We start from the raw sequence: 21,401 nt of genomic DNA, 5'->3' as shown, positions 1-21,401 counted from the left end.
GCCGGATACAGTGGAGTCAGATCCCTACAACACCAAGGAGCTTCTGTGACCACTCACGTCGAAGAGACCCTCGTCCTCGTCAAGCCGGACGGCGTGGAGCGCAACCTCACCGGCGTCGTCCTGGCCCGGATCGAGGCCAAGGGCTACGTCATTGCGGACCTGAAGATGCTCGTGCCTACACGCACCATGCTGGAGAAGCACTATGAGGAGCACCAGGGCAAGCCGTTCTTCGAGCCGCTGGTCGAGTTCATGTCCTCCGGTCCGGTGGTGGCGGTGCGCCTCCAGGGCAACCGAGTGATCGAGGGGTTCCGTTCGCTGGCCGGCTCCACCGAGCCCACCCTGGCGGCCCCCGGCACCATCCGCGGCGACTTCGGTCGAGACTGGGGCACCTCGGTGCAGAAGAACCTGGTGCACGGTTCGGACTCGACCCTCTCCGCTGAGCGTGAGCTGGAGATCTGGTTCGGCTGATCAGCCCATCTGGAAGATGCCCAGCCCGAAGCGCAGCAGGATCGAGCCGATCACGGCCACATAGAGCAGGGCGATCACCGGCCACGCCCAGTCTGCGGCGATCTGTCGCAGACGGGGCGAGGCCGGGATCACGCCGTGCTGCAGGTTGCGCACCGTGAGCAGGACCAGCATCGGGGCCATCATGGCCCAGACGATCATGCAGTACAGGCACAGGGCGGTGATCTCGTACACCGCCTGGTACCAGAGCCACACGCAGAAGGCGAAGCCGGCGGCCACGCCCAGGTTCAGGCCCAGCCAGAACCAGCGCTGATAGCGTGCCCCGGCCAACAGGCCCATGGCCACCGTGATCACCACGGCGAAGCTGACCAGCCCGATGAACTGGTTGGGGAAGCCGAAGGCCATCGCCTGCTCGGACTTCATCACGGCCCCACAGGAGACCCACGGATTCAGGTCGCAGCTGGTCACATAATTCGGGTCCGCCGAGAGCGCCAGGCGCTCGGCCACCAGGATGCAGGTGGCGATCATCCCGACGACGGCCGTCACCAGCAGCATCACTGCAGTCCCGCGATGGCGGGCATACCAGGGCATCTCCTGGTCCTGGACAGGGTGCGGGGACAGTCCGGCGTCCCAGGGGTCCTGGGGTGCTGCCGGACCGGACGATGACGAGGTGCGGGAGGAAGCGCTCACCCGGCCAGTCTAGATCTGGTGCGGGGCCGTCGTCGTGACCGTGGGCGAGCCCGTGCCGGTCACAGCCCGCTCTCAGCCGCTGTCTCCACTGCCGGTGTGAGAGAATGATCGTTGATCTGCACACGGCCACACCGTGCGTGGATCCAGCAGACGGCCACCGGGCCGGAGGCGATGAACCGAGGCGACCAGTACAGTGTCGCCGGCTGGAGGCGGCACTGCCGTGCACGCGCAGCCTGACGGAGACCGCTGACGGCACCTGGAACGACAGGTGGGACCGAGTCCGGACGTCGCTGGTTCCGGCATCCGGCGCCCCGCATCCGGCGGGGACCGACCACCGGTTCACCCCAGACTTCATGGAGTCCGCAGGACGGCGGCACCCCGGAGTCCGATCACCCGGTCGGACGCCCCCGGGGGCAACGCAGCCGACGCGGACCTGGTTGTCCCGTGGCCGGGAGTGTGGACCGGTGGCGGGACTGGAGGTGCTGTCCATGACGGCCGAGAATGAGAACACCGCAACACCCGTCGACGCGGACGCAGCAGAAGCCGCGGAGGTCACGACCCCCGCAGTAGAGGAGCCGACGGCGCAGACCGCCGAGCAGCCCGAACTGATCACCGCCTCGGACGTTCCCGAGGTCGATGAGGCCGACGAGGAGCCCTCGGCCGAGGACGCCGATGCACCTGAGGCCGCCGGCGCGCACGACGTGTCCGATCAGCCGACCGAGACGGAGTCCGACGCTGAGCCCGAGGCGGACCCCTTCGCCGTCGTGGATCCGCTGGCCGTGATCTTCCAGGCTCCCGATCTCTCTGCCATCCAGCCGGTCCCGAGCCGCCGCCGTCAGGATGACCAGCGGCGTCAGTCCGCGGCTGGCGCCGAGGATGACGCTGATCGCGACGACCGTGATGACCAGGACGATCAGCACGACGCCGACGGCCAGCAGGAGAGGTCCGGGGGCCGCAGCCGCAGCCGTCGTCGCCGTTCGCGGGGCCGTGGCTCCAGCGGGGGATCGGACCAGGGCCGGTCCGAGCAGGACCAGTCCGGGTCCTCCGAGGACGACTCGGCCACCACCGATCAGGATGCCGACACCGGGTCCGATGACGAGGGCAACGGCTCCACGGGATCGGTCTCGCGCCGCCGTCGCCGCCGCCGCCGTGGTGAGGCCGACCTGGAACTCGAGGGCGGCTCGGACGGCGACCTGGAGCACACCGTCACTCGTGTGCGTGCACCGCGCCAGGCCACCAGCACCGGCCCTCAGGGGGTCACCAGCCTCAAGGGCTCCACCCGCCTCGAGGCCAAGAAGCAGCGCCGCCGCGAGTCCCGCCAGGGCAACCGCCGCCGCCACGTGATCACCGAGGCCGAGTTCCTGGCCCGCCGCGAGTCGGTGGACCGCAAGATGCTGGTGCGCCAGCGCGAGCACCGGATCCAGATCGCCGTCATGGAGGACGGCGTGCTGGCGGAGCACTTCGTCTCCAACACCACGCAGGACTCCCTCATCGGCAATGTCTACCTGGGCAAGGTGCAGAACGTGCTGCCCTCCATGGAGGCCGCGTTCGTGGACATCGGACGGGGCCGCAACGCCGTGCTCTACGCCGGAGAGGTCAACTGGGACGCCGCGCAGCTGGACGGCAAGCCCAAGAAGATCGAGAACGCCCTGAAGTCCGGCGACTCCGTCCTGGTCCAGGTCACCAAGGACCCGGTGGGCCATAAGGGCGCCCGTCTGACCAGCCAGATCTCCCTGCCCGGCCGGTACCTGGTGTACGTGCCCGGCGGGTCGATGACCGGCATCTCCCGCAAGCTCCCGGATGTGGAGCGTGCGCGCCTGAAGAAGATCCTCAAGGACCACCTGCCGGAGAACGCCGGAGTGATCGTGCGCACCGCCGCAGAGGGCACGTCCGAGCAGGAGCTGATGAACGACATCAACCGCCTGCGTGCCCAGTGGGAGGGGATCGAGGCCAGCTCCACCTCCACCAAGGTGCTCGCCCCTGAACTGCTCTACTCCGAGCCGGACCTGACCATCAAGGTGGTCCGTGACGTCTTCAACGAGGACTTCTCCGGCATGATCGTGCAGGGTGAGCAGGTCTGGGACAACATCGAGGCCTACGTGACCTATGTGGCCCCCCACCTGCTGGACCGAGTCGAGCAGTGGAAGCCCGAGGACCACGACGGCGAGGATCTCTTCTCCGGCCACCGGATCGACGAGCAGCTGCACAAGGCGCTGGAACGCAAGGTCTACCTGCCCTCCGGCGGCTCGCTGGTGATCGACCGCACCGAGGCGATGACCGTGGTGGATGTGAACACCGGCAAGTTCACCGGCTCCGGAGGCAACCTGGAGGAGACCGTCACCAAGAACAACCTGGAGGCCGCGGAGGAGATCGTCCGGCAGCTGCGCCTGCGGGACATCGGCGGCATCATCGTGATCGACTTCATCGACATGGTGCTGGAGTCCAACCGGGACCTCGTGCTGCGCCGGCTCGTGGAGTGCCTGGGCCGAGACCGCACCAAGCACCAGGTGGCCGAGGTCACCTCGCTGGGGCTGGTCCAGATGACGCGCAAGCGCATGGGGACCGGTCTGGTGGAGGTCTTCTCCGAGACCTGCGAGGCCTGCAACGGTCGCGGCATCATCACCCATGACGTCCCGGTGGAGCACCGACGTGCCCACAACTCGCACGGAGAGCCGCGTCCCAGTCGCGGCGAGGGAGGCGGGCAGGACTCCGGTGACGGCTCGCGCAAGAGCTCCCGGTCCGAGCGGCGGCGCCGCAACCGCGAACGCCAGGCGGAGCGGGGCGCCTCGGAGCAGAACGGCACCGAGAACGGTTCGTCCACACTGACCCCGGAGGAGGAGGCCGAGCGCCAGGCTCGCGCTGAAGCCGCCCGGGCGGCCTTCGCCACGATCGCCGCGGCCACCACGCACCACGCCGAGGAGACCAGCGCAGACCGGCCCGACGACGCCCAGGCACCTGAGCAGTCCGCGTCCGGGCAGGAGCAGGCACAGCAGGAGACGGCCCCCGCTCCGGAGGCGCCCTCGGAGAGCTCCCAGGACACCGCTGAGCAGAGCCGGGCCTCGACCGGCTCGCGCGGCGGCCGGCGTCGCTCTCGTCGGGCCGGATCGGCTGAGTCGAGCACCGAGGTCGCCACCCAGGATGTCTCCTCGCCGGAGTCGGAGCAGAGGCTGCCCTCGACGCCGGTGCTGACGCTGGGCGGGGAGACCGTCGAGGTTCCGCAGGGCACGGGCCGGTCTCGGGACCGCTCGGCCGCTGATCTGAGCCGACTGGAGGACGCGCTGGACTCCCGCCAGCAGCAGCCGCAGACCCAGGCGGCCCCGATCACCGAGTCTGAGGTTCCGGCCCGTCCTGCCCGTCGCCGCCGTCGGGCCGCGTCCTCGGACGGCACCGGCGCGGACATCCAGACCGTGGAGATCGCCCCGGGCACGGCCAGCGGCAGCACCTTCAGCGCCAGTGCCGGCCAGGCCCCCTCAACGGGCGCGGAGACCGAGCAGTCGGGATCCGCGCCGTCGGCCGCGCCGATGATGCTCGGCGTCGGTGTCAAGGCAGAGGACATCGCTCGCACCGAGTGAGCGTGTCATTTGGCGCAGTCACCGAGTGGCGGGTAGGATGGTCACTCGGTGCTGCGCCACCACTGTGGCCTGTGTGCCCTGAATCCAGGGTCTCATGGGCCGACCGGCTCTCTTCAGTCATCTGCTCCACTCCCGTTGAGTGGGACCGACCCGCCCGTGCGGAGGGTCCCAGGTCCGGGACGTCGAGAGGCAGGATGCCCGCCGCGGTCAGTGGTCCCAGCAGCAGTGAGAACAACGTCAGAACGTCAATGTCGAGAGAAGTGAGTCCCAAGTGGTGTACGCGATTGTCCGCGCTGGCGGCCGCCAGGAAAAGGTCTCTGTGGGAGACCTCATTACCCTTGACCGCGTCCCCGCTGAGGCCGGTGGCTCTGTGGAGCTGACCCCCGTCATGCTGGTGGACGGCGACAAGGTCACGACCGGTGCCGATGCCCTGTCCCAGGTCAAGGTCACCGCTGAGGTGATCGGTCACTCTCGCGGTGACAAGATCATCATCCAGAAGTTCAAGAACAAGACCGGCTACATCCGGCGCCAGGGTCACCGCTCTGAGCTGTCCACCGTGAAGGTCACCGAGATCGCCTGACGGCGCTCCACCTGAAGAATCCCACCCCGAGTCCACCGTCCAGCCGACCAAGCCCTCTGTGCGAGGCTGACGGGCTGGAACTCACACAGCAAAGGATTGCATCATGGCACATAAGAAGGCCGGCAGTTCCTCCCGGAACGGCCGCGACTCCAACCCGAAGTTCCTCGGTGTCAAGCGCTACGGCGGTCAGTCCGTCAACGCCGGCGAGATCCTCGTCCGCCAGCGCGGCACCAAGTTCCACCCCGGCCTCAACGTCGGCCGTGGCAAGGACGACACCCTGTTCGCCCTGACCGCCGGTGCCGTCGAGTTCGGCAACCGTCGTGGGCGCTCCGTCGTCAACATCGTGCCTGCTGCCGCTGAGTGATCCAGCAGCAGTCCGGGGAGTGACTCCCCAGCAGTGACGCTCCGGCGGGGGCGGGCCTTCCCGGCCCGCCCCCGCCTGCGTCTATCCACCTTCTTCATCCTGATCTGTGGCCCGCGTCCGGTCCACCAGAAAGGCAGTCATGGCAGCTTTCGTGGACCGCGTGGTCCTGCATGTCTCCGGCGGCACCGGGGGGCATGGCTGCGTCTCGGTGAAGCGGGAGAAGTTCAAGCCCCTCGGCGGCCCCGACGGCGGCAACGGCGGCAACGGCGGCGACGTCACCCTGGTGGTGGACAGCCAGACCACCACGCTGCTGTCCTACCACCATGCACCGCATCGTCACGCCGGCAACGGCGACGGCGGCAAGGGCGACTTCCGTCACGGCAAGCACGGTGAGTCGCTGGTGCTGACCGTGCCGGACGGCACCGTGGTCAAGGACCGGGAGGGCAACATCCTGGCCGACATGGTCGGCGAGGGCACCAGCTATGTGGTGGCCGAAGGCGGACTGGGAGGACTGGGCAATGCGGCCCTGGCCTCGCAGAAGCGCAAGGCCCCCGGCTTCGCCCTGCTGGGCATCCCCGGTGATGCCCGCGACGTGGTGCTGGAGCTCAAGACCGTGGCGGACATCGCGCTGGTCGGCTTCCCGTCCGCCGGCAAGTCCTCGCTGATCGCGGCCCTGTCTGCCGCCCGCCCCAAGATCGCGGACTATCCCTTCACCACCCTGGTGCCCAACCTGGGTGTGGTCCAGGCCGGAGAGGTCCGCTACACCGTGGCCGACGTCCCCGGTCTGATCCCCGGCGCCTCCGAGGGCAAGGGGCTCGGACTGGAGTTCCTGCGTCACGTCGAACGCTGCGCAGCCCTGGTCCACGTGCTGGACTGCGGCACCCTGGAGTCCGATCGCGATCCCATCGCCGACTTCGAGGCCATCGAGGCCGAACTGGCGGCCTATGCAGTGGAGCCGATCTTCTCCCAGGGCGGCGACGGCGTGGTGCCGCTGAATGAGCGGCCCCGCATCGTGGCCCTGAACAAGACGGATCTGCCCGACGGCCAGGCGATGGCCGAGATGGTCCGGGCCGTGCTGGAGAGCCGTGGACTGAAGGTCATCGAGGTCTCGGCTCTGGCCCACCAGGGTCTGGATCCGCTGAAGTACGCCATGGCCGAGCTGGTGACCCAGGCGCGGGCCCGCCAGGCCGAGCCTGAACCGGTGGTCCCCGTCGTGGTGCGCCCCCGATCCTCACGCGCACCCGAGTTCACCATCCGCCGCGAAGAGCGGAACCTGGAGCCGCTGTTCCGCGTGCTCGGTTCCAAGCCGGAGAAGTGGATCGCCCAGACCGACTTCGCCAATGACGAGGCCGTGGGCTACCTGGCGGACCGACTGAACCGCCTCGGCGTGGAGGACGGCCTGTTCAAGGCCGGTGCCACCCCGGGCGACGCCGTGGTGATCGGCGATGACGAGAGCGGTGTCGTCTTCGACTGGGAGCCCACCATGGCAGCCGGCGCCGAGCTGCTCGGCGGTCCCCGTGGCAGCGACCTGCGCATGGAGGAGCGCGAGCGTGCTACGCGTGCGCAGAAGCGTGACGAGTACGAACAGCGCAAGCAGGCCCGTGCCGCCACTCGGGCCGAGCTGGAGGCCGAGCGCAAGGCCGGCATCTGGACTGAGCCCAGCTCTGGAGACTGAGCATGAGCAGTGCTGTCCGCTCCACGCGCACCCCGTCCACGCCGGTGACCTCCCGGGCGTCCCTGTGTGATGCTCGTCGGCTCGTGGTGAAGATCGGATCCTCCTCGCTCACCACCTCCGATGGGGTGAGCCGGGAGGCCATCGACGCGCTGACCGATGTGCTCGCCCAGGCCCGGGCCGCCGGCACCCAGGTGGTGCTCGTCTCCTCGGGAGCCATCGCCGCCGGACTGGCGCCGTTGGGGCTGCCCAAACGCCCACGTGACCTGGCCACTCAGCAGGCCGCGGCCGCCGTCGGGCAGGGACGACTGCTCTCCCACTACACGGAATCCTTCCAGCGTCATGGGCTGACCGTGGCCCAGGTGCTGCTCACCGCCGAGGACCTGATCCGCCGGACCCAGTTCACCAACGCCCACCGGTCCCTGGAGAAGCTGCTCGCCCTCGGGGTGGTCCCGGTGGTGAACGAGAACGACACCGTGGCCACCCAGGAGATCCGCTTCGGTGACAACGACCGCCTGGCCGCCCTCGTGGCCAACGTGGTCAAGGCCGACGCCCTGCTGCTGCTCTCCGATGTGGACGCCCTCTACGACGGACCGCCCAGCCGCCCCGGCAGCCGGCGGATCCCGGAGATCAGCTCTGAAGAGGACCTGGACGGTGTGGTGATCGGTCGAGCCGGACCCGCCGGTGTGGGAACCGGCGGAATGGTGACCAAGGTCGAGGCCGCGAGGATCGCCACCGGATCAGGGATCCCCGCCCTGCTCACCTCCGCGCCCCAGGCGGCAGCGGCCTGGGCAGGGGAGGACGTGGGGACCTGGTTCGCCGTGTCCGGCCGGCGCCGCAGTGCACGCTCGGCCTGGCTGGGACTGCTCGCGGACGTGCGTGGACGACTCCTGCTCGACGCCGGTGCCGTGGAGGCGGTGGTCGGCAACAGCCGGTCACTGCTGCCCGCCGGGATCATCGGTGTGGAGGGACGGTTCGAGGCCGGTGACCCCGTGGAGCTGGCCGATCCGGACGGCACCGTGGTGGCCCGTGGCCTGGTCAACTACTCGGCCGGTGAACTGCCACGGATGCTGGGACGCTCCACCGCAGAGCTGAGGGCAGACCTGGGACCGGAGTACGAACGGGTGGTGGTCCACACGGACGACTGCGTCCGCGTCATCCCGCCGCTGTAGAATGCCGACCAGCAGCTCCTGCGCCTATCCTGTCTGACATGGCTCCCATCCCAGCGCACCAGGAACACTCTGCAGCGAACGCCGTTGACGAGGCGAACCCCGTACCCGAGCCGGCCCAGGGGCAGTCCACGGAGGCGACCCCGGACGTGCAGGCCGCCATCCGCACCGCCTCCGAACGCGCTCGGCGAGCCGTTCCCGAGCTCGCCCAGGCCGGACGCGCCCGCAAGGACGACACCCTGATCGCCATGGCTCAGGCCCTGCGCTCTCACGCCGACTACCTGCTGCGCCAGAACGGCCTGGACCTGGAGGCCGGCCGGGAGAACGGCACCAGCCAGGCGATGCTGGACCGTCTCACCCTGGACCGGCCCCGTCTGGAGGCTCTGGCCACGGCCTTGGAGGATCTGGCCGCCCTGCCCGACCCCGTGGGAGACGTGGTCCGCGGTCGCAACCTGCCCAATGGACTGCGGATGCAGCAGATCCGAGTGCCGCTCGGTGTGGTCGGTGCCATCTACGAGGCCCGCCCCAACGTCACCGTGGACATCGCCGGTCTGGCCCTGAAGTCCGGCAACGCGGTCATCCTGCGCGGAGGCTCTGCCGCCGCGCAGACCAACCGAGCCCTGATCGCCATCCTGAGGCAGACCGCAGAGGCACAGGGCTTCTCGGCCGACCTGGTCCAGGGGATCGACGATCTGGGCCGAGCCGGGGCCACCGAGCTGATGTCCCAGCGCGGCAGCGTGGATGTGCTCATCCCGCGAGGCGGGCATGACCTGATCCAGTCCGTGGTGCAGAACGCACGCGTGCCCGTCATCGAGACCGGCGAAGGGAACGTGCACCTGTTCATCGACGCCACAGCCCCGGTCCAGATGGCGGTCGACATCGCCCTCAACGCCAAGACGCAGCGCACCTCGGTCTGCAATGCCGCTGAGACCCTGATCCTGCACGCCGAAGCCGAGCAGGCTGGGACCGCCGTGCTCAGTGCTCTGGCCCGGGCCGGCGTCGTGCTCCACGTGGACGAGGCAGCCCGCCGCTGGCTGCCCCAGGACCTGGCCGAGGAACAGATCCGCCCCGCTCAGGAGGAGGACTGGGGCCGGGAGTACCTCGAGCTGGAGATGGCGGTGAAGACCGTGCAGTCCCTGGACGAGGCGATGGACCATATCCGCCGGTGGTCCACCGGTCACACCGAGGCGATCGTGACCAACGACCTGGCGAATGCGGACCGGTTCGTGAACGAGATCGACTCCGCGGCCGTGATCGTCAATGCCTCGACCCGTTTCACGGACGGCGGGGAACTGGGGCTGGGCGCCGAGGTGGGCATCTCGACCCAGAAGATGCACGCGCGCGGACCCATGGGCCTGGAGGAGCTGACGACCACCAAGTGGATCCTGCGCGGCAGCGGCCAGGTCCGCAGCTGACGCAGGAGCATCATGGGGCGTCGTCCTGGCCGAGGTTGACCTCGTTCGGTCCGCCGACCGGCTAGGATGAGTCCAGCGACCATTGACCGTGCTGTGCCCGTGTGCACCGGCCATCTTGAGGAGAACCATGCAGACCATCCAGACCGGCGTGACCATCCTGGCTGCCGAGGGCGGCCACCACGTGGTCAACGAGCTGATCTTCCCCGCCTGGGTCTTCGGCTGGGGCGTCTTCGCAGTGCTGATGCTGCTGCTGCTCGTCACCCTGTCCTTCACCTCGGTCGGCAAGCGCCACCCTGCCCCCACCACGGCGGTGGACACGCACGGCACCGGACACGGCGCCCACCGGGCACGTCACTGATCACCGGGTCCTGACTCTGTGATCGAAGCACCCGCGCGCCGGTTCCGTCTCGGCATCATGGGCGGGACCTTCGACCCCATCCACCACGGCCACCTGGTTGCAGCCAGCGAGGTCGCCGCAGAGCTGGACCTGGATGAAGTCGTCTTCGTACCCACCGGCGAGCCCTGGCAGAAGGCCGGGAAGAAGGTCTCCCCAGCGGAACACCGATACCTGATGACGGTGGTCGCCACCGCATCCAACCCCCGCTTCACGGTCTCCCGGGTGGACATCGATCGTCCCGGTCCCACCTACACCGCCGACACGTTGCGAGACCTGCGCGCCCAGCGGCCGGACGCCGAACTGTTCTTCATCACCGGGGCGGACGCCCTGGAGCAGATCATGACCTGGAAGGACGTGGACGAGATCTGGGACCTCGCCCACTTCGTGGGTGTCACCCGTCCAGGGCATGAACTCAACGACTTCGGACGGGACACGGACATCTCCCTGATGGAGATCCCCGCCATGGCGATCTCCTCCACTGACTGCCGCCTGCGGGTCAACGACGGCAAGCCCGTCTGGTATCTGGTGCCGGACGGAGTGGTCCAGTACATCGCCAAGCATCGTCTGTACCGCGCGGACGCTGAGTCCGATCAGGTGGCCCTGGACAACCTCACCCGAGGACAGCGCACCGCCGCCGTGGAGACCTCGGCATGAGCGCATCCACGCCTGAGCAGCCGCCCCGGCGCTCCCACCGGCAGCACCGGCGAGCCGAATCCGAGGCCGGGACTCCGGAGGGACTCACGTCCACGGCGGCGTTCATCGACATTCCGGTGGCCAGCACCGAACCCACGGACATCACCCCGTGGACCGGAATGGTCCCGCAGATCGCCCCGGTGCCCCAGCCGAGGACCCGGCGTGAGGCCCGGCGACTGCGCGAACAGGGACTCCTGCCGGACTGGCCGGCGCCGGCCCAGGACACCGTTGAGGCAGGGCCCGCCGCATCCTCGAGTCCAGCGCGGCGTGCCGAGGCGCCGGTCACCAGTCTGGACTCCCTGGCAGCTGACCCCGAGGCTTTGGGCTCCGCCGCCCTGGAGGCCGAGCGGGCGGCGATCGCGCAGGAGGCCACCGAGCTGGCTGAGCTCATGGCCACGTCTGAGCACAGCGATCCCACCGTCGTGGATCCGCAGATCCAGCGTCGCCAGGAGGCTCTCGCCGAGCGTGCGGCGCGGTTGAACGCCTCAGCCGCCGGGACGTCGTCGGGCCCTGCCGCTGTCTCAGAGCCGCGAGAGCCGGACATGCGCCACGAGCCGGTGCAGGCGGCCCACGCCCATGGACTCGACTCCCTGGCCGCCTCCGAGGCGGTCGGACGAGAGCGCAGGATGCTGCTGATCGCAGCGGGTGTGCTGGCCCTGGGGCTGATCGCCCTGGTGGTCGCACTGATCCTGACCCTCACCTGAACCACACCCCACCAGGAGAACCCGTGACCGTACCCCAGACCACCCTGACCGCACTGACCTCGGCCGCCCACGCCGCGCTGGAGAAGCAGGCCGAGAACATCCTGGCGGTGGACGTGGCCGAGCGGATCGGCCTCACCGATGCCTTCCTGATCGCCTCGGCTCCCTCCGAACGGCAGGTCAACGCGATCGTGGACGAGATCGAGGACGTGCTGCGTGAGGAGCACGATCTCAAGCCGCTCCGCCGGGAAGGCCGTGCCGAGGGACGCTGGGTGCTGCTGGACTTCGGACACTTCGTGGTCCACGTCCAGCACGATGAGGAGCGCGCCTTCTACGCGCTGGACCGCCTGTGGAAGGACAGCCCGCTGATCGATCTCGGGCTGCCGGCGGCCGTCTCCGCACCGACCGACCAGGTGGGCACCACCGATCAGGAGTCCGCCCAGGCGTGAGACTGCTGCTGCTGCGTCACGGGCAGACCGACTGGAATGCCGCTGAGCGATACCAGGGGCGCACCGACATCGAGTTGAACGCCACCGGGCTCCAGCAGGCCGAAGATGCCGCGCGGCGTCTGGCAGAGACCGACCTGCATGCCGTGTACGCCTCGCCTCTGGGGCGAGCACGACGCACGGCGGAGATCGCCGTCAGGGATCGCGGCCTGGACATCACCCTGGATGACGGGCTGATGGAGACCGCGGGCGGAGACTGGGAGGGGTTGACCTACGCGGAGATCTCTGCGCGATGGCCCCAGGACTTCGCCGCCTGGCGTGCGGCCCACCCCGAGCATGGCCCCGTGGGCGGGGAGACCCCTGCGCAGGCCGGCCTGCGCGTGATCCGCACCCTGCGGGGACTGATCTCGGCGAGCACGCCGACGCAGTGGTGCCAGCACGACGATCAGCAGGTGCTGGTGGTCGCCCATGGTGGATGTCTGCGCGCGGCCACCGCGCTGCTGGTGGGGGAGGGACAGTCCGCAGCCGCCTCCTACGCCTCCCTGGAGCGACTCCAGAACGGTCGGATGATCGTCCTCGAGGGCGAGTTCGGCGAGCGGGATCCTGGCCATGAAGGGGGCCGGCAGACCTCCTGGAGGATTGCCGACTACAACGTCTGAGAGAGGCGCCGAAGCGAGTGACAGGGACCACAGCTCGCCGATTTGCAACGGTCCCCAGAGCGTGTGTACTCTAAATGAGTTGCTTCGGCCGGAAGGTCGCAGAAACGCGGGGGTATGGCGCAGTTGGTAGCGCGTCTGCATGGCATGCAGAAGGTCAGGGGTTCGAATCCCCTTACCTCCACCGCAGGTCTCGTTGAGACCTGGTAGGGCCCGGATCCACCAGGATCCGGGCCCTACTGCTGTGCCGGGTCTGGGAGAGTACCCTGGGCCTCGACGTCCCTCCTCGCACCTCTGGAAAGGTCATCCCTGATGAAGCCCACCATGATGCATCGACTCTGGGCCGAGGGCCTCGGCACCTTCTGGCTCGTGTTCGGCGGCTGCGGCTCGGCCGTGCTGGCTGCCACCGCCATGACCGAAGCCGGGTTCCCGGTCGGCATCGGCTGGCTGGGCGTCGCCCTGGCCTTCGGACTGACCGTGGTGACCGGCGCCTACGCGCTCGGCCACATCTCCGGCGGTCACTTCAACCCGGCCGTGACGCTGGGTCTCTGGGTCGCCGGTCGTGTCGAGGCCGCCGCCGTGCTGCCCTACATCCTGATCCAGATCCTCGGGGCAACCGTGGCCGGCGGACTGCTGTTCGTCATCGCCTCCGGCGCACCGGGCTTCAACGCCGTCGAATCCGGCTTCGCCACCAACGGCTTCGGGGACCTCTCACCCGGCGGCTACTCCCTGGTGGCTGTCCTGCTGATCGAGATCATCCTCACAGCGGTGTTCATCTGGGTCATCCTGGGCGTCACCTCCACTCACGCGCCCAAGGGCTTCGCGCCCCTGGCCATCGGTCTGGCCCTGACACTGATCCACCTGATCTCCATCCCCGTGTCCAACACCTCCGTCAACCCGGCCCGCTCTCTCGGCGTCGCCTGGTTCGCCGGTCCTGAGCCGCTGTCGCAGGTGTGGCTGTTCATCGTCGCCCCGATCGTGGGCGCACTGTTCGCCGGCGTCACCTACAAGATGCTCACCGGTGACCGTGGGCAGACCGAGTTCGACGAAGCCACCCAGCGCGCCGCCTCGGAGGCCTGAACCGGTGACTGCGCCCAGCGAGCTCCCTGATCCAGCCGGTCTGGCAGAGGAGCTGTGGGAGGTGGCCGCCGACCTGGAGGACGAGGGCAGCCTGGCGGCCGCCGCCGAACTGTACCGCCAGGCGGTGACCGCCTACGAGTCCGCCGACCAGGAGCAGACGGCTCGACGCCTGGAACTCCATTTGGCCGGACTGCTGACCTCGATCGGAGATGCCGACAGTGCCCACTCGGCGCTTGGCCGGATCCAGGACTGGGCCCGACGGGACGGTGACCGACTCCTTCAGGCCGCGGTCTGGGTGGAGCAGGCTGAGCTCGAGGTCGACCAGGGCCTGGACCTCGTCGGCGACCAGGTCCAGCCCCGTCCCGAGAGGCTGGATGAGGCCGCAGTCCTGATCGACCGCGCGGTGCGCGAGCTGGAGGCCCACCCCGGGGAGGACGTGCCCCTGCACGTCCGTTCGCTGGTGCTCGCCGGCGAGATCTCCACCCTGAGGGGGCGGCACACCGATGCGGTGGCGCGTCTGGACGCAGCCCTGGCCTGTGCTTCAGCCCATGCGGACCAGTTCACGGATCAGCCGGCGCTGATCGATGAGATCGTGCTGGACCTGGCGGAGGCGGCCGTGGCCTCCGAACAGCCGGATCGAGCCGCGCAGGTCTTCCACGACGCTCGCCGTCGGGCCCTGCGGGACCGAGACGAGGAGGGTGTCTGGCTGTGGACCCTGCACCTCGGACGACATCTGGTGGCCCTGGGAGACCGCGACGCCGGACGGCAGTGGCTGACCCGGTTGCGTGATCAGCTGGAGATCGCCGGTGACCAGGACTATCTGCCGGAGGTCCGCGACACCCTGGCGGCCCTGGATCACCCCTGAGCTCAGGGGTGACAGGATGAGTGCAGACCATCCCCGCGAGTGAAGGACTCATCATGACCAGGACCTCTGTGATCACCGGCTCGGCCTCAGGGATCGGTGCTGCCACCGCGGCACTGCTGCGTGAGCGTGGACAGCGGGTGATCGGCGTCGACCTGAAGGACGCCGACGTCCAGGCCGACCTGTCCACACGGCAGGGCCGCCAGGACGCCGCTGCGCAGGCCGTGGAACTGGCCGGGGGCTCCGTGGACGCCGTGATCGCCTGTGCCGGCATCTCGGCTCCGGTCCCGGCCACCCTGTCGGTGAACTACTTCGGCGTCGTCGAGTTCCTGGAGGCCCTGCGCCCCACCCTGGCTGCGGCACCCCACCCGCGGGCCGCCGTCGTGTCCTCCATGGCCTCGTTGCAGCCCAACTCGCCGGAGATGGTGGAGGCCGCCTTGGCAGGGGACGAGGCCCGCGGACTCGAGATCGCCCAGAGCTTCGCCGACCAGGGCCCCCAAGCCGGGTATGCGGTGTACCCCTCGTCCAAGCGGGCACTGTCCCGGTGGGTGCGCCGGGCCTCGATCACCCCGGAGTGGGCTGGCGCGGGGATCCCGCTCAACGCCGTGGCGCCGGGGACCGTGCTGACCCCGATGACCCAGCAGCTGCTGGCGACCGAGGAGAGCCGGGCCATGGTGGACTCCCACGTGCCCATGCCCCTGAACTACCACCAGCCTCCGGAGTCGATCGCCACGTTGCTGGCCTGGCTGACCAGCGAGGAGAACACCCACCTGGCCGGACAGGTCATCTACTGCGACGGCGGCGCTGACGCCACGTTGCGAGGCGACGACGTCTGGTCCTGGAACGACGCCCAGTGAGAGGCTGATGCCTGAGCGCGGACAGCTGGCGTGAGCCGGCACCGCAGTTCCGACGAGGAGGGGACCATGGACACACGGCGATTCGTCCTGACCGGGATCTTGGCTGCCACGCTGGTGGCCGGGACGGCGTGCGAGAGTGGTCCCTCCTCGGAGGGAGCCAGTCCGTCCGCTCCCTCCGCCGAGGAGCAGGCCGCCCAGCAGGAGGAGCAGCGCCGTGCGGCTGCCGTGGAGTCCGCACGCTTCCAGGTGGCCAGCTATGACTACGATGCCGCCGTCAAGACTCTGGAGGGCATCGACTCCGGCGAGGCCCAAGAGCTGCGCGACCAGGCCGCCGCTGGCAAGGCTGAGACGGTGGTCTGGGAGGACAACGGGGCGATCTCCCATGTATTCGTCCACTCGCTGATCGTGGATCCGGAGCGGGCCTTCGACGGTGACCACATGCAGCAGGGCTATCTGGACTACATGGTCACCCTGAAGGAGTTCGAGGCGATCCTGGAACAGCTGCACGCCAACGACTTCGTGCTGGTGAGTCCAGACGACATCGCAGCGCTGGACGCGGACGGGCAGATGCAGTATCGGGACATCCATCTGCCGCCAGGGAAGAAGCCGCTCGTGCTCTCCCAGGACGATGTGAACTACTACGAGTACATGGAGCAGGACGGCTTCGCCCGCAGCCTGGTCCTGGACGAGGACGGCTCGGTCACCAACACCTACATCGACGCGGAGGGCAACGAGCACCGCGGCGCCTATGACGTGGTGCCCGTGGTCGACCGCTTCGTGGACGAGCACCCTGACTTCTCCTACCGGGGCGCCAAGGGGATCCTGGCGGTGACCGGATACAACGGGGTGCTGGGGCACCGGACCTCCGAGTCGGAGTACTCCGACGACCCCGACATCGCAGCCAAACAGGCCGAGGCGACCCAGGTGGCGGAGGCGTTGAAGCAGGACGGGTGGGTCTTCGCCTCCCATTCCTGGGGCCACCTGAGCATGACGACCTCGGGAATGGACCGGATACGTCGTGACACCGATCTCTGGGCCGCCGAAGTCCAGCCGATCGTGGGGGAGACCCACCACCTGATCTATCCGTTCGGCGCCGACATCTCGCGCGTCCCGCCCTATTCAGGACCCAAGTACGAGCTGCTCCAGGATGCCGGCTTCCAGTTCTTCTACGGGGTGGACACCTCCACCCCGCACTGGATGCAGCGGCACGAGGGTTATCTGCGTCAGGCACGCATCAATCTGGACGGGCTCACCTTCGACCGTGACCTGGCCGGGCGAGGGTTCCTGGACCCCTTCTTCGATCTGGATGCGGTGTTGGACCCGGCTCGTCCCTGAGACGACGACGCGCCGGGCGACACGCCCGTCGGCGAGATTCGCCGATGCTGTGAACAACCTCGCACCAGTCTTCTCCACACCTGTGGACGGCGGCCGGGCCTCGGTCGGACCTCGCGTGTCCGTGCCGCGTGATCCCGTGGGTTCTGAGCCATCGAGCGACTGCTGGCCCGTCCACACCTCGGCTCGTGGCCTGTGGACGAAGCGGGGACAGAATGACACACTTGTAAGCACATCATCTTGTGGTCGCACCACTCCTCGATCCCAAGATGTAGTATCTATTCGAGCAAGCGGCCCTCAGTGGCCGTGGCTCCAGGACTTCCCGTGAACACCTGCAGCCGGCCCCACAGACTTCCCGAACACCGTGAACCACGGAGCATGGCGGACCCCGTCATCTCCAGCACCACAGAGGAGCGACCATGACCGTCACCGTCTACACCAAGCCGGCCTGCGTCCAGTGCAACGCGACCTACCGCGCCCTGGACAAGAAGGGCATCGCCTACCAGTCCGTGGACATGTCCCAGGATGCCGAGGCGCTCGAGCGCGTGCGCGCCATGGGCTACATGCAGGCCCCGGTCGTCATCACCGATGCCGACCACTGGTCCGGATTCCGTCCGGACAAGATCGAGGAGCTCGCCCAGTCGGCAGCGGCCTCGGTGGCCTGATCACCGAAGGCTCGGACATGAGGTCAGCCCTGGTCGAGAGGACAACGGACACCGCCGAGGCCGAATCGCCCCGGCAGGTGTCCGCTCGGCTGATCTACTTCTCCTCGGCATCCGGGTACACCCACCGCTTCGTCGGCAAGCTGGGCTTCGCCGCCGAGCAGGTTGCCCGGCTGCCGCTGATGACCAAGGAGCCCACGCTGCTGGCCACCGAGCCGTTCGTGCTCGTGCTGCCCACCTATGGCGGGGGAGACGGCAAGGGCGCGGTGCCCAAGCAGGTGATCAAGTTCCTCAACGTCAAGGCCAACAGGGACCTGATCCAGGGCGTGATCGCCGGAGGAAACACCAACTTCTATGAGGCCTACTGCCTGGCCGGGGACATCGTCTCCGCCAAGTGCGGAGTGCCCCTGATGTACAGATTCGAATTGATGGGCACGGCTGAGGATGTCGTGGCCGTCCGAGAAGGATTGGAACGGTTTTGGGAGCAACGCTGACCGAACAGGACATGATCCGCTCTGCCAAGCAGATGCCGGATGCCTGGCAGAACCTCGGCTACCACGAGCTGAACGCCATGTTGAATCTCTATGGTCCGGACGGGCGGATCCAGTTCGAAGCAGACCACGCCGCGGCGCGGCAGTACTTCCTGCAGCACGTGAACACCAACACCGTGTTCTTCCATGATCTGGACGAGAAGCTGGCCTACCTGGTGGAGCACCAGTACTACGAGGCGCAGACCCTCGAGCAGTACTCCTCCGAGTTCATCCACCAGCTGTACGACCGCGCCTACAAGGCCAAGTTCCGCTTCCCCACCTTCCTGGGCGCCTTCAAGTTCTACACCTCCTATGCGCTGAAGACCTTCGACGGCAAGCGGTACCTCGAGCGCTATGAGGACCGCGTGTGCATGGTCGCCCTGCACCTGGCCCAGGGCGACGAGACCCTGGCGACGCACCTGATGGAGGAGATGATCGGTGGACGCTTCCAGCCGGCCACCCCCACCTTCCTCAACGCCGGCAAGGCCCAGCGCGGCGAGTTGGTCTCCTGCTTCCTGCTGCGCATCGAGGACAACATGGAGTCGATCGCCCGTGGCATCAACTCCTCCCTGCAGCTGTCCAAGCGCGGCGGCGGTGTGGCTCTGTCCCTGACCAACATCCGCGAGCACGGCGCGCCGATCAAGCAGATCGAGAACCAGTCCTCCGGTGTCATCCCGGTCATGAAGCTGCTGGAGGACTCCTTCTCCTACGCCAACCAGCTCGGTGCCCGTCAGGGCGCAGGTGCCGTGTACCTGCACGCCCATCATCCGGACATCTACCGCTTCCTGGACACCAAGCGTGAGAACGCGGATGAGAAGATCCGCATCAAGACCCTCTCGCTGGGCGTGGTCATACCGGACATCACCTTCGAACTGGCCAAGAAGAACGAGGACATGTACCTCTTCAGCCCGTACGACGTCCAGCGCGTCTACGGGGTGCCGTTCACCGAGATCTCGGTCACCGAGAAGTACTACGAGATGGTCGACGATGCCCGCATCAAGAAGACCAAGATCAACGCCCGTGAGTTCTTCCAAACGCTGGCCGAGATCCAGTTCGAGTCTGGCTACCCGTACATCGTCTTCGAGGACACCGTGAACCGGGCCAATCCCATCAAGGGCCGGATCACCATGTCCAACCTGTGCTCCGAGATCCTCCAGGTCTCTGAGGCCTCTGAATTCGGCGACGACCTGGGCTACACCCATGTGGGCAAGGACATCTCCTGCAACCTCGGGTCGATGAACATCGCCAAGACCATGGACTCCCCGGACTTCGGCCAGTCCATCGAGACGGCCATCCGTGCGCTCACCGCCGTGTCGAACATGTCGGAGATCAACTCGGTGCCCTCGATCGTCAAGGGGAACACCTCCTCCCATGCCATCGGTCTGGGCCAGATGAACCTGCACGGGTACCTCGCCCGGGAGCGGGTCCACTACGGGTCCGAGGAGGGCATCGACTTCACGAACATCTACTTCTACACGGTCCTCTACCACGCCCTGCGCGCCTCGAACCTGATCGCTCAGGAGACCGGTCAGCGCTTCGGTGGATTCGAGGACTCGAAGTACGCCACCGGGGAGTTCTTCGACAAGTACACCGACCAGGAGTGGGCCCCTGCCACCGCGCGAGTCGCCGAGCTGTTCGCCGACTCGGGCGTGCACATCCCCACCCAGGATGACTGGCGTGCACTGAAGGCCCTGGTGATGGAGCACGGCATCTACAACCAGAACCTGCAGGCTGTGCCGCCCACCGGGTCGATCTCCTACATCAACAACTCGACGTCCTCGATCCACCCGGTCGCCTCGAAGATCGAGATCCGCAAGGAGGGCAAGCTCGGACGCGTCTACTACCCGGCGCCGTTCCTGTCCAATGAGAACCTCGAGTACTACGACGACGCGTACGAGATCGGCTACGAGAAGATCATCGACACCTACGCCGCTGCCACTCAGCACGTGGACCAGGGGCTGTCACTGACGCTGTTCTTCAAGGACACCGCCACCACCCGCGATCTGAACCGGGCCCAGATCTACGCCTGGCGCAAGGGCATCAAGACGATCTACTACATCCGCCTGCGCCAGCTGGCACTGGAGGGCACCGAGGTCGAGGGCTGCGTGTCCTGCATGCTCTGACCCGGAGCACCCCAGAGCCCACCACCCCTGATTCCGGCGGCGGCACTGCCTGAGCGTGCCGCCGCCGGGCACCACCACGAACCACAGCAGCCAGCACTGCAGAGCAGAGTGAGGATTCATCATGGCCGAAGCGGTCAAGACACTGGACCACGTCGTCGCGATCAACTGGAACCGGATTCAGGATGACAAGGACGTCGAGGTCTGGAACCGACTGACCTCGAACTTCTGGCTCCCGGAGAAGGTGCCGCTCTCCAATGACATCCAGTCCTGGGCCACGTTGACCGAGGACGAGAAGACGCTCACCATGCGCGTCTTCACCGGGCTCACCCTGCTGGACACCATCCAGGGCACCGTCGGTGCGGTCTCCCTGATCCCGGACTCGCTGACCACCCATGAGGAGGCCGTCTACACGAACATCGCGTTCATGGAGTCGGTCCACGCCAAGAGCTACTCCTCGATCTTCTCCACGCTGGCCAACACCAAGCAGATCGACGATGCCTTCCGGTGGTCTCAGGAGAACGAGAACCTGCAGCGCAAGGCCAAGATCATCCTGGACTTCTACCACGGTGATGACCCGCTGAAGAAGAAGGTGGCCTCCACCATCCTGGAGTCCTTCCTCTTCTACTCCGGCTTCTACCTGCCTATGTACTGGTCCTCGCACGCGAAGCTGACCAACACCGCTGACCTGATTCGACTGATCATCCGTGATGAGGCCGTCCACGGCTACTACATCGGCTACAAGTTCCAGCGCGGTGTGGAGACCGAGCGTGCCGAGCGCCAGGCGGAGCTGAAGGACTACACCTTCGAGCTGCTCTTCGAGCTCTATGAGAACGAGGTCCAGTACACGCATGACCTCTACGACTCGGTCGGGCTGGCCGAGGACGTCAAGAAGTTCCTGCACTACAACGCCAACAAGGCCCTGATGAACCTGGGCTACGAGGCGATGTTCCCCTCCACCGTGACGGACGTGAACCCGGCGATCCTCTCGGCTCTGAGCCCCAATGCCGATGAGAACCACGATTTCTTCTCCGGTTCAGGCTCCTCCTACGTGATCGGCAAGGCCGAGAACACCGAGGACGACGACTGGGACTTCTGAGCCCTGACCCTGGTATCTCTCGACCTGGAGGAGACGAGC

General features: G+C 67.6%; 21 protein-coding genes and 1 tRNA gene. 21 read left to right on the top strand and 1 reads right to left on the bottom strand.

Annotation, left to right across the window (positions count from 1 at the left end; translation table 11 throughout):
* The first annotated feature begins 45 nt into the window (after positions 1 to 45).
* Complete coding sequence (gene ndk / locus BM355_RS02685) at positions 46 to 468, top strand: nucleoside-diphosphate kinase (protein ID WP_091694191.1); 423 nt, start codon at positions 46 to 48, stop codon at positions 466 to 468.
* Here the strand turns inward: ndk and BM355_RS02680 are convergent, their stop codons facing one another.
* Positions 469 to 1,155: a vitamin K epoxide reductase family protein gene (locus BM355_RS02680; protein WP_425435584.1), complete on the bottom strand. Its 687-nt coding sequence runs from the start codon at positions 1,153 to 1,155 to the stop codon at positions 469 to 471. It abuts the gene before it with no gap.
* Positions 1,156 to 1,643: 488 nt separating this feature from the next.
* Here BM355_RS02680 and BM355_RS02675 point away from each other — a divergent pair, with 488 nt between their 5' ends.
* The 20 genes from BM355_RS02675 (at position 1,644) to nrdF (ending at position 21,362) form a co-directional block, all read left to right on the top strand.
* Positions 1,644 to 4,727: an Rne/Rng family ribonuclease gene (locus tag BM355_RS02675; RefSeq protein WP_245760555.1), complete on the top strand. Its 3,084-nt coding sequence runs from the start codon at positions 1,644 to 1,646 to the stop codon at positions 4,725 to 4,727.
* A gap of 271 nt (positions 4,728 to 4,998) precedes the next feature.
* Positions 4,999 to 5,307 carry a 50S ribosomal protein L21 gene (rplU, locus tag BM355_RS02670; protein ID WP_091694181.1) on the top strand — a complete coding sequence of 103 codons (309 nt, stop codon included), beginning with the start codon at positions 4,999 to 5,001 and terminating at the stop codon, positions 5,305 to 5,307.
* A 103-nt stretch (positions 5,308 to 5,410) separates the two neighbouring features.
* Positions 5,411 to 5,671 (top strand): 50S ribosomal protein L27, encoded by a 261-nt coding sequence (rpmA, locus tag BM355_RS02665; protein WP_091694178.1) that lies wholly within the window; start codon positions 5,411 to 5,413, stop codon positions 5,669 to 5,671.
* Between the two features lie 139 nt (positions 5,672 to 5,810).
* The gene (gene obgE / locus BM355_RS02660) at positions 5,811 to 7,346 is read left to right on the top strand and encodes a GTPase ObgE (protein ID WP_091694171.1); all 1,536 of its coding nucleotides are present in this window, start codon (positions 5,811 to 5,813) and stop codon (positions 7,344 to 7,346) included.
* 2 nt (positions 7,347 to 7,348) lie between these two features.
* Positions 7,349 to 8,515, top strand: a complete 1,167-nt coding sequence (gene proB, locus BM355_RS02655; RefSeq protein ID WP_091694168.1) for a glutamate 5-kinase — start codon at positions 7,349 to 7,351, stop codon at positions 8,513 to 8,515.
* Between the two features lie 38 nt (positions 8,516 to 8,553).
* The gene (locus BM355_RS02650) at positions 8,554 to 9,927 is read left to right on the top strand and encodes a glutamate-5-semialdehyde dehydrogenase (RefSeq protein ID WP_091694164.1); all 1,374 of its coding nucleotides are present in this window, start codon (positions 8,554 to 8,556) and stop codon (positions 9,925 to 9,927) included.
* A gap of 127 nt (positions 9,928 to 10,054) precedes the next feature.
* Complete coding sequence (locus BM355_RS02645) at positions 10,055 to 10,285, top strand: hypothetical protein (protein WP_091694161.1); 231 nt, start codon at positions 10,055 to 10,057, stop codon at positions 10,283 to 10,285.
* Positions 10,286 to 10,303: 18 nt separating this feature from the next.
* Entirely contained in the window at positions 10,304 to 10,978 is a 675-nt protein-coding gene (gene nadD, locus BM355_RS02640; protein ID WP_281247551.1) for a nicotinate-nucleotide adenylyltransferase, read from the top strand.
* Positions 10,975 to 11,721 carry a hypothetical protein gene (locus BM355_RS02635; RefSeq protein WP_091694158.1) on the top strand — a complete coding sequence of 249 codons (747 nt, stop codon included), beginning with the start codon at positions 10,975 to 10,977 and terminating at the stop codon, positions 11,719 to 11,721. Before nadD ends, BM355_RS02635 begins: the two co-directional genes overlap by 4 nt.
* Before the next feature lie 23 nt (positions 11,722 to 11,744).
* On the top strand, positions 11,745 to 12,167 hold the full coding sequence (gene rsfS / locus BM355_RS02630) for a ribosome silencing factor (RefSeq protein WP_091694154.1): 423 nt from the start codon (positions 11,745 to 11,747) through the stop codon (positions 12,165 to 12,167).
* Positions 12,164 to 12,823 carry a histidine phosphatase family protein gene (locus BM355_RS02625; RefSeq protein ID WP_091694150.1) on the top strand — a complete coding sequence of 220 codons (660 nt, stop codon included), beginning with the start codon at positions 12,164 to 12,166 and terminating at the stop codon, positions 12,821 to 12,823. The genes rsfS and BM355_RS02625 overlap by 4 nt, the downstream gene beginning before the upstream one ends.
* A 108-nt stretch (positions 12,824 to 12,931) precedes the next feature.
* Positions 12,932 to 13,004, top strand: a tRNA-Ala gene (locus BM355_RS02620).
* Positions 13,005 to 13,132: 128 nt separating this feature from the next.
* Positions 13,133 to 13,900, top strand: a complete 768-nt coding sequence (gene aqpZ / locus BM355_RS02615) for an aquaporin Z (RefSeq protein ID WP_245760554.1) — start codon at positions 13,133 to 13,135, stop codon at positions 13,898 to 13,900.
* A gap of 4 nt (positions 13,901 to 13,904) precedes the next feature.
* On the top strand, positions 13,905 to 14,765 hold the full coding sequence (locus tag BM355_RS02610; RefSeq protein WP_091694146.1) for a hypothetical protein: 861 nt from the start codon (positions 13,905 to 13,907) through the stop codon (positions 14,763 to 14,765).
* A gap of 53 nt (positions 14,766 to 14,818) precedes the next feature.
* Positions 14,819 to 15,619, top strand: a complete 801-nt coding sequence (locus BM355_RS02605) for an SDR family oxidoreductase (RefSeq protein WP_091694142.1) — start codon at positions 14,819 to 14,821, stop codon at positions 15,617 to 15,619.
* Between the two features lie 66 nt (positions 15,620 to 15,685).
* Complete coding sequence (locus tag BM355_RS02600; protein ID WP_091694138.1) at positions 15,686 to 16,954, top strand: polysaccharide deacetylase family protein; 1,269 nt, start codon at positions 15,686 to 15,688, stop codon at positions 16,952 to 16,954.
* Between the two features lie 416 nt (positions 16,955 to 17,370).
* The gene (nrdH, locus tag BM355_RS02595) at positions 17,371 to 17,616 is read left to right on the top strand and encodes a glutaredoxin-like protein NrdH (RefSeq protein WP_091694135.1); all 246 of its coding nucleotides are present in this window, start codon (positions 17,371 to 17,373) and stop codon (positions 17,614 to 17,616) included.
* Positions 17,617 to 17,633: 17 nt separating this feature from the next.
* Complete coding sequence (gene nrdI, locus BM355_RS02590; protein WP_091694131.1) at positions 17,634 to 18,107, top strand: class Ib ribonucleoside-diphosphate reductase assembly flavoprotein NrdI; 474 nt, start codon at positions 17,634 to 17,636, stop codon at positions 18,105 to 18,107.
* An 11-nt stretch (positions 18,108 to 18,118) separates the two neighbouring features.
* Entirely contained in the window at positions 18,119 to 20,266 is a 2,148-nt protein-coding gene (gene nrdE / locus BM355_RS02585) for a class 1b ribonucleoside-diphosphate reductase subunit alpha (RefSeq protein WP_091694127.1), read from the top strand.
* A gap of 121 nt (positions 20,267 to 20,387) precedes the next feature.
* Entirely contained in the window at positions 20,388 to 21,362 is a 975-nt protein-coding gene (gene nrdF, locus BM355_RS02580; RefSeq protein ID WP_091694124.1) for a class 1b ribonucleoside-diphosphate reductase subunit beta, read from the top strand.
* Positions 21,363 to 21,401: the final 39 nt, after the last annotated feature.

This window comes from Micrococcus terreus (assembly GCF_900116905.1).
Lineage (GTDB): Bacteria > Actinomycetota > Actinomycetes > Actinomycetales > Micrococcaceae > Citricoccus > Citricoccus terreus.
This window is presented reverse-complemented; position numbering and strand designations above follow the sequence as displayed.

What these genes read in the sequence shown, in the direction of transcription:
- BM355_RS02635 (WP_091694158.1), top strand. Translation starts at nt 10,975, where the DNA reads ATGAGCGCATCCACGCCTGAGCAGCCGCCCCGGCGCTCCCACCGGCAG.
- nrdE (WP_091694127.1), top strand. Translation starts at nt 18,119, where the DNA reads ATGATCCGCTCTGCCAAGCAGATGCCGGATGCCTGGCAGAACCTCGGC.
- nrdF (WP_091694124.1), top strand. Translation starts at nt 20,388, where the DNA reads ATGGCCGAAGCGGTCAAGACACTGGACCACGTCGTCGCGATCAACTGG.
- proB (WP_091694168.1), top strand. Translation starts at nt 7,349, where the DNA reads ATGAGCAGTGCTGTCCGCTCCACGCGCACCCCGTCCACGCCGGTGACC.
- nrdH (WP_091694135.1), top strand. Translation starts at nt 17,371, where the DNA reads ATGACCGTCACCGTCTACACCAAGCCGGCCTGCGTCCAGTGCAACGCG.
- BM355_RS02645 (WP_091694161.1), top strand. Translation starts at nt 10,055, where the DNA reads ATGCAGACCATCCAGACCGGCGTGACCATCCTGGCTGCCGAGGGCGGC.
- BM355_RS02650 (WP_091694164.1), top strand. Translation starts at nt 8,554, where the DNA reads ATGGCTCCCATCCCAGCGCACCAGGAACACTCTGCAGCGAACGCCGTT.
- BM355_RS02600 (WP_091694138.1), top strand. Translation starts at nt 15,686, where the DNA reads ATGGACACACGGCGATTCGTCCTGACCGGGATCTTGGCTGCCACGCTG.
- nrdI (WP_091694131.1), top strand. Translation starts at nt 17,634, where the DNA reads ATGAGGTCAGCCCTGGTCGAGAGGACAACGGACACCGCCGAGGCCGAA.
- BM355_RS02675 (WP_245760555.1), top strand. Translation starts at nt 1,644, where the DNA reads ATGACGGCCGAGAATGAGAACACCGCAACACCCGTCGACGCGGACGCA.
- aqpZ (WP_245760554.1), top strand. Translation starts at nt 13,133, where the DNA reads ATGAAGCCCACCATGATGCATCGACTCTGGGCCGAGGGCCTCGGCACC.
- rpmA (WP_091694178.1), top strand. Translation starts at nt 5,411, where the DNA reads ATGGCACATAAGAAGGCCGGCAGTTCCTCCCGGAACGGCCGCGACTCC.
- BM355_RS02605 (WP_091694142.1), top strand. Translation starts at nt 14,819, where the DNA reads ATGACCAGGACCTCTGTGATCACCGGCTCGGCCTCAGGGATCGGTGCT.
- obgE (WP_091694171.1), top strand. Translation starts at nt 5,811, where the DNA reads ATGGCAGCTTTCGTGGACCGCGTGGTCCTGCATGTCTCCGGCGGCACC.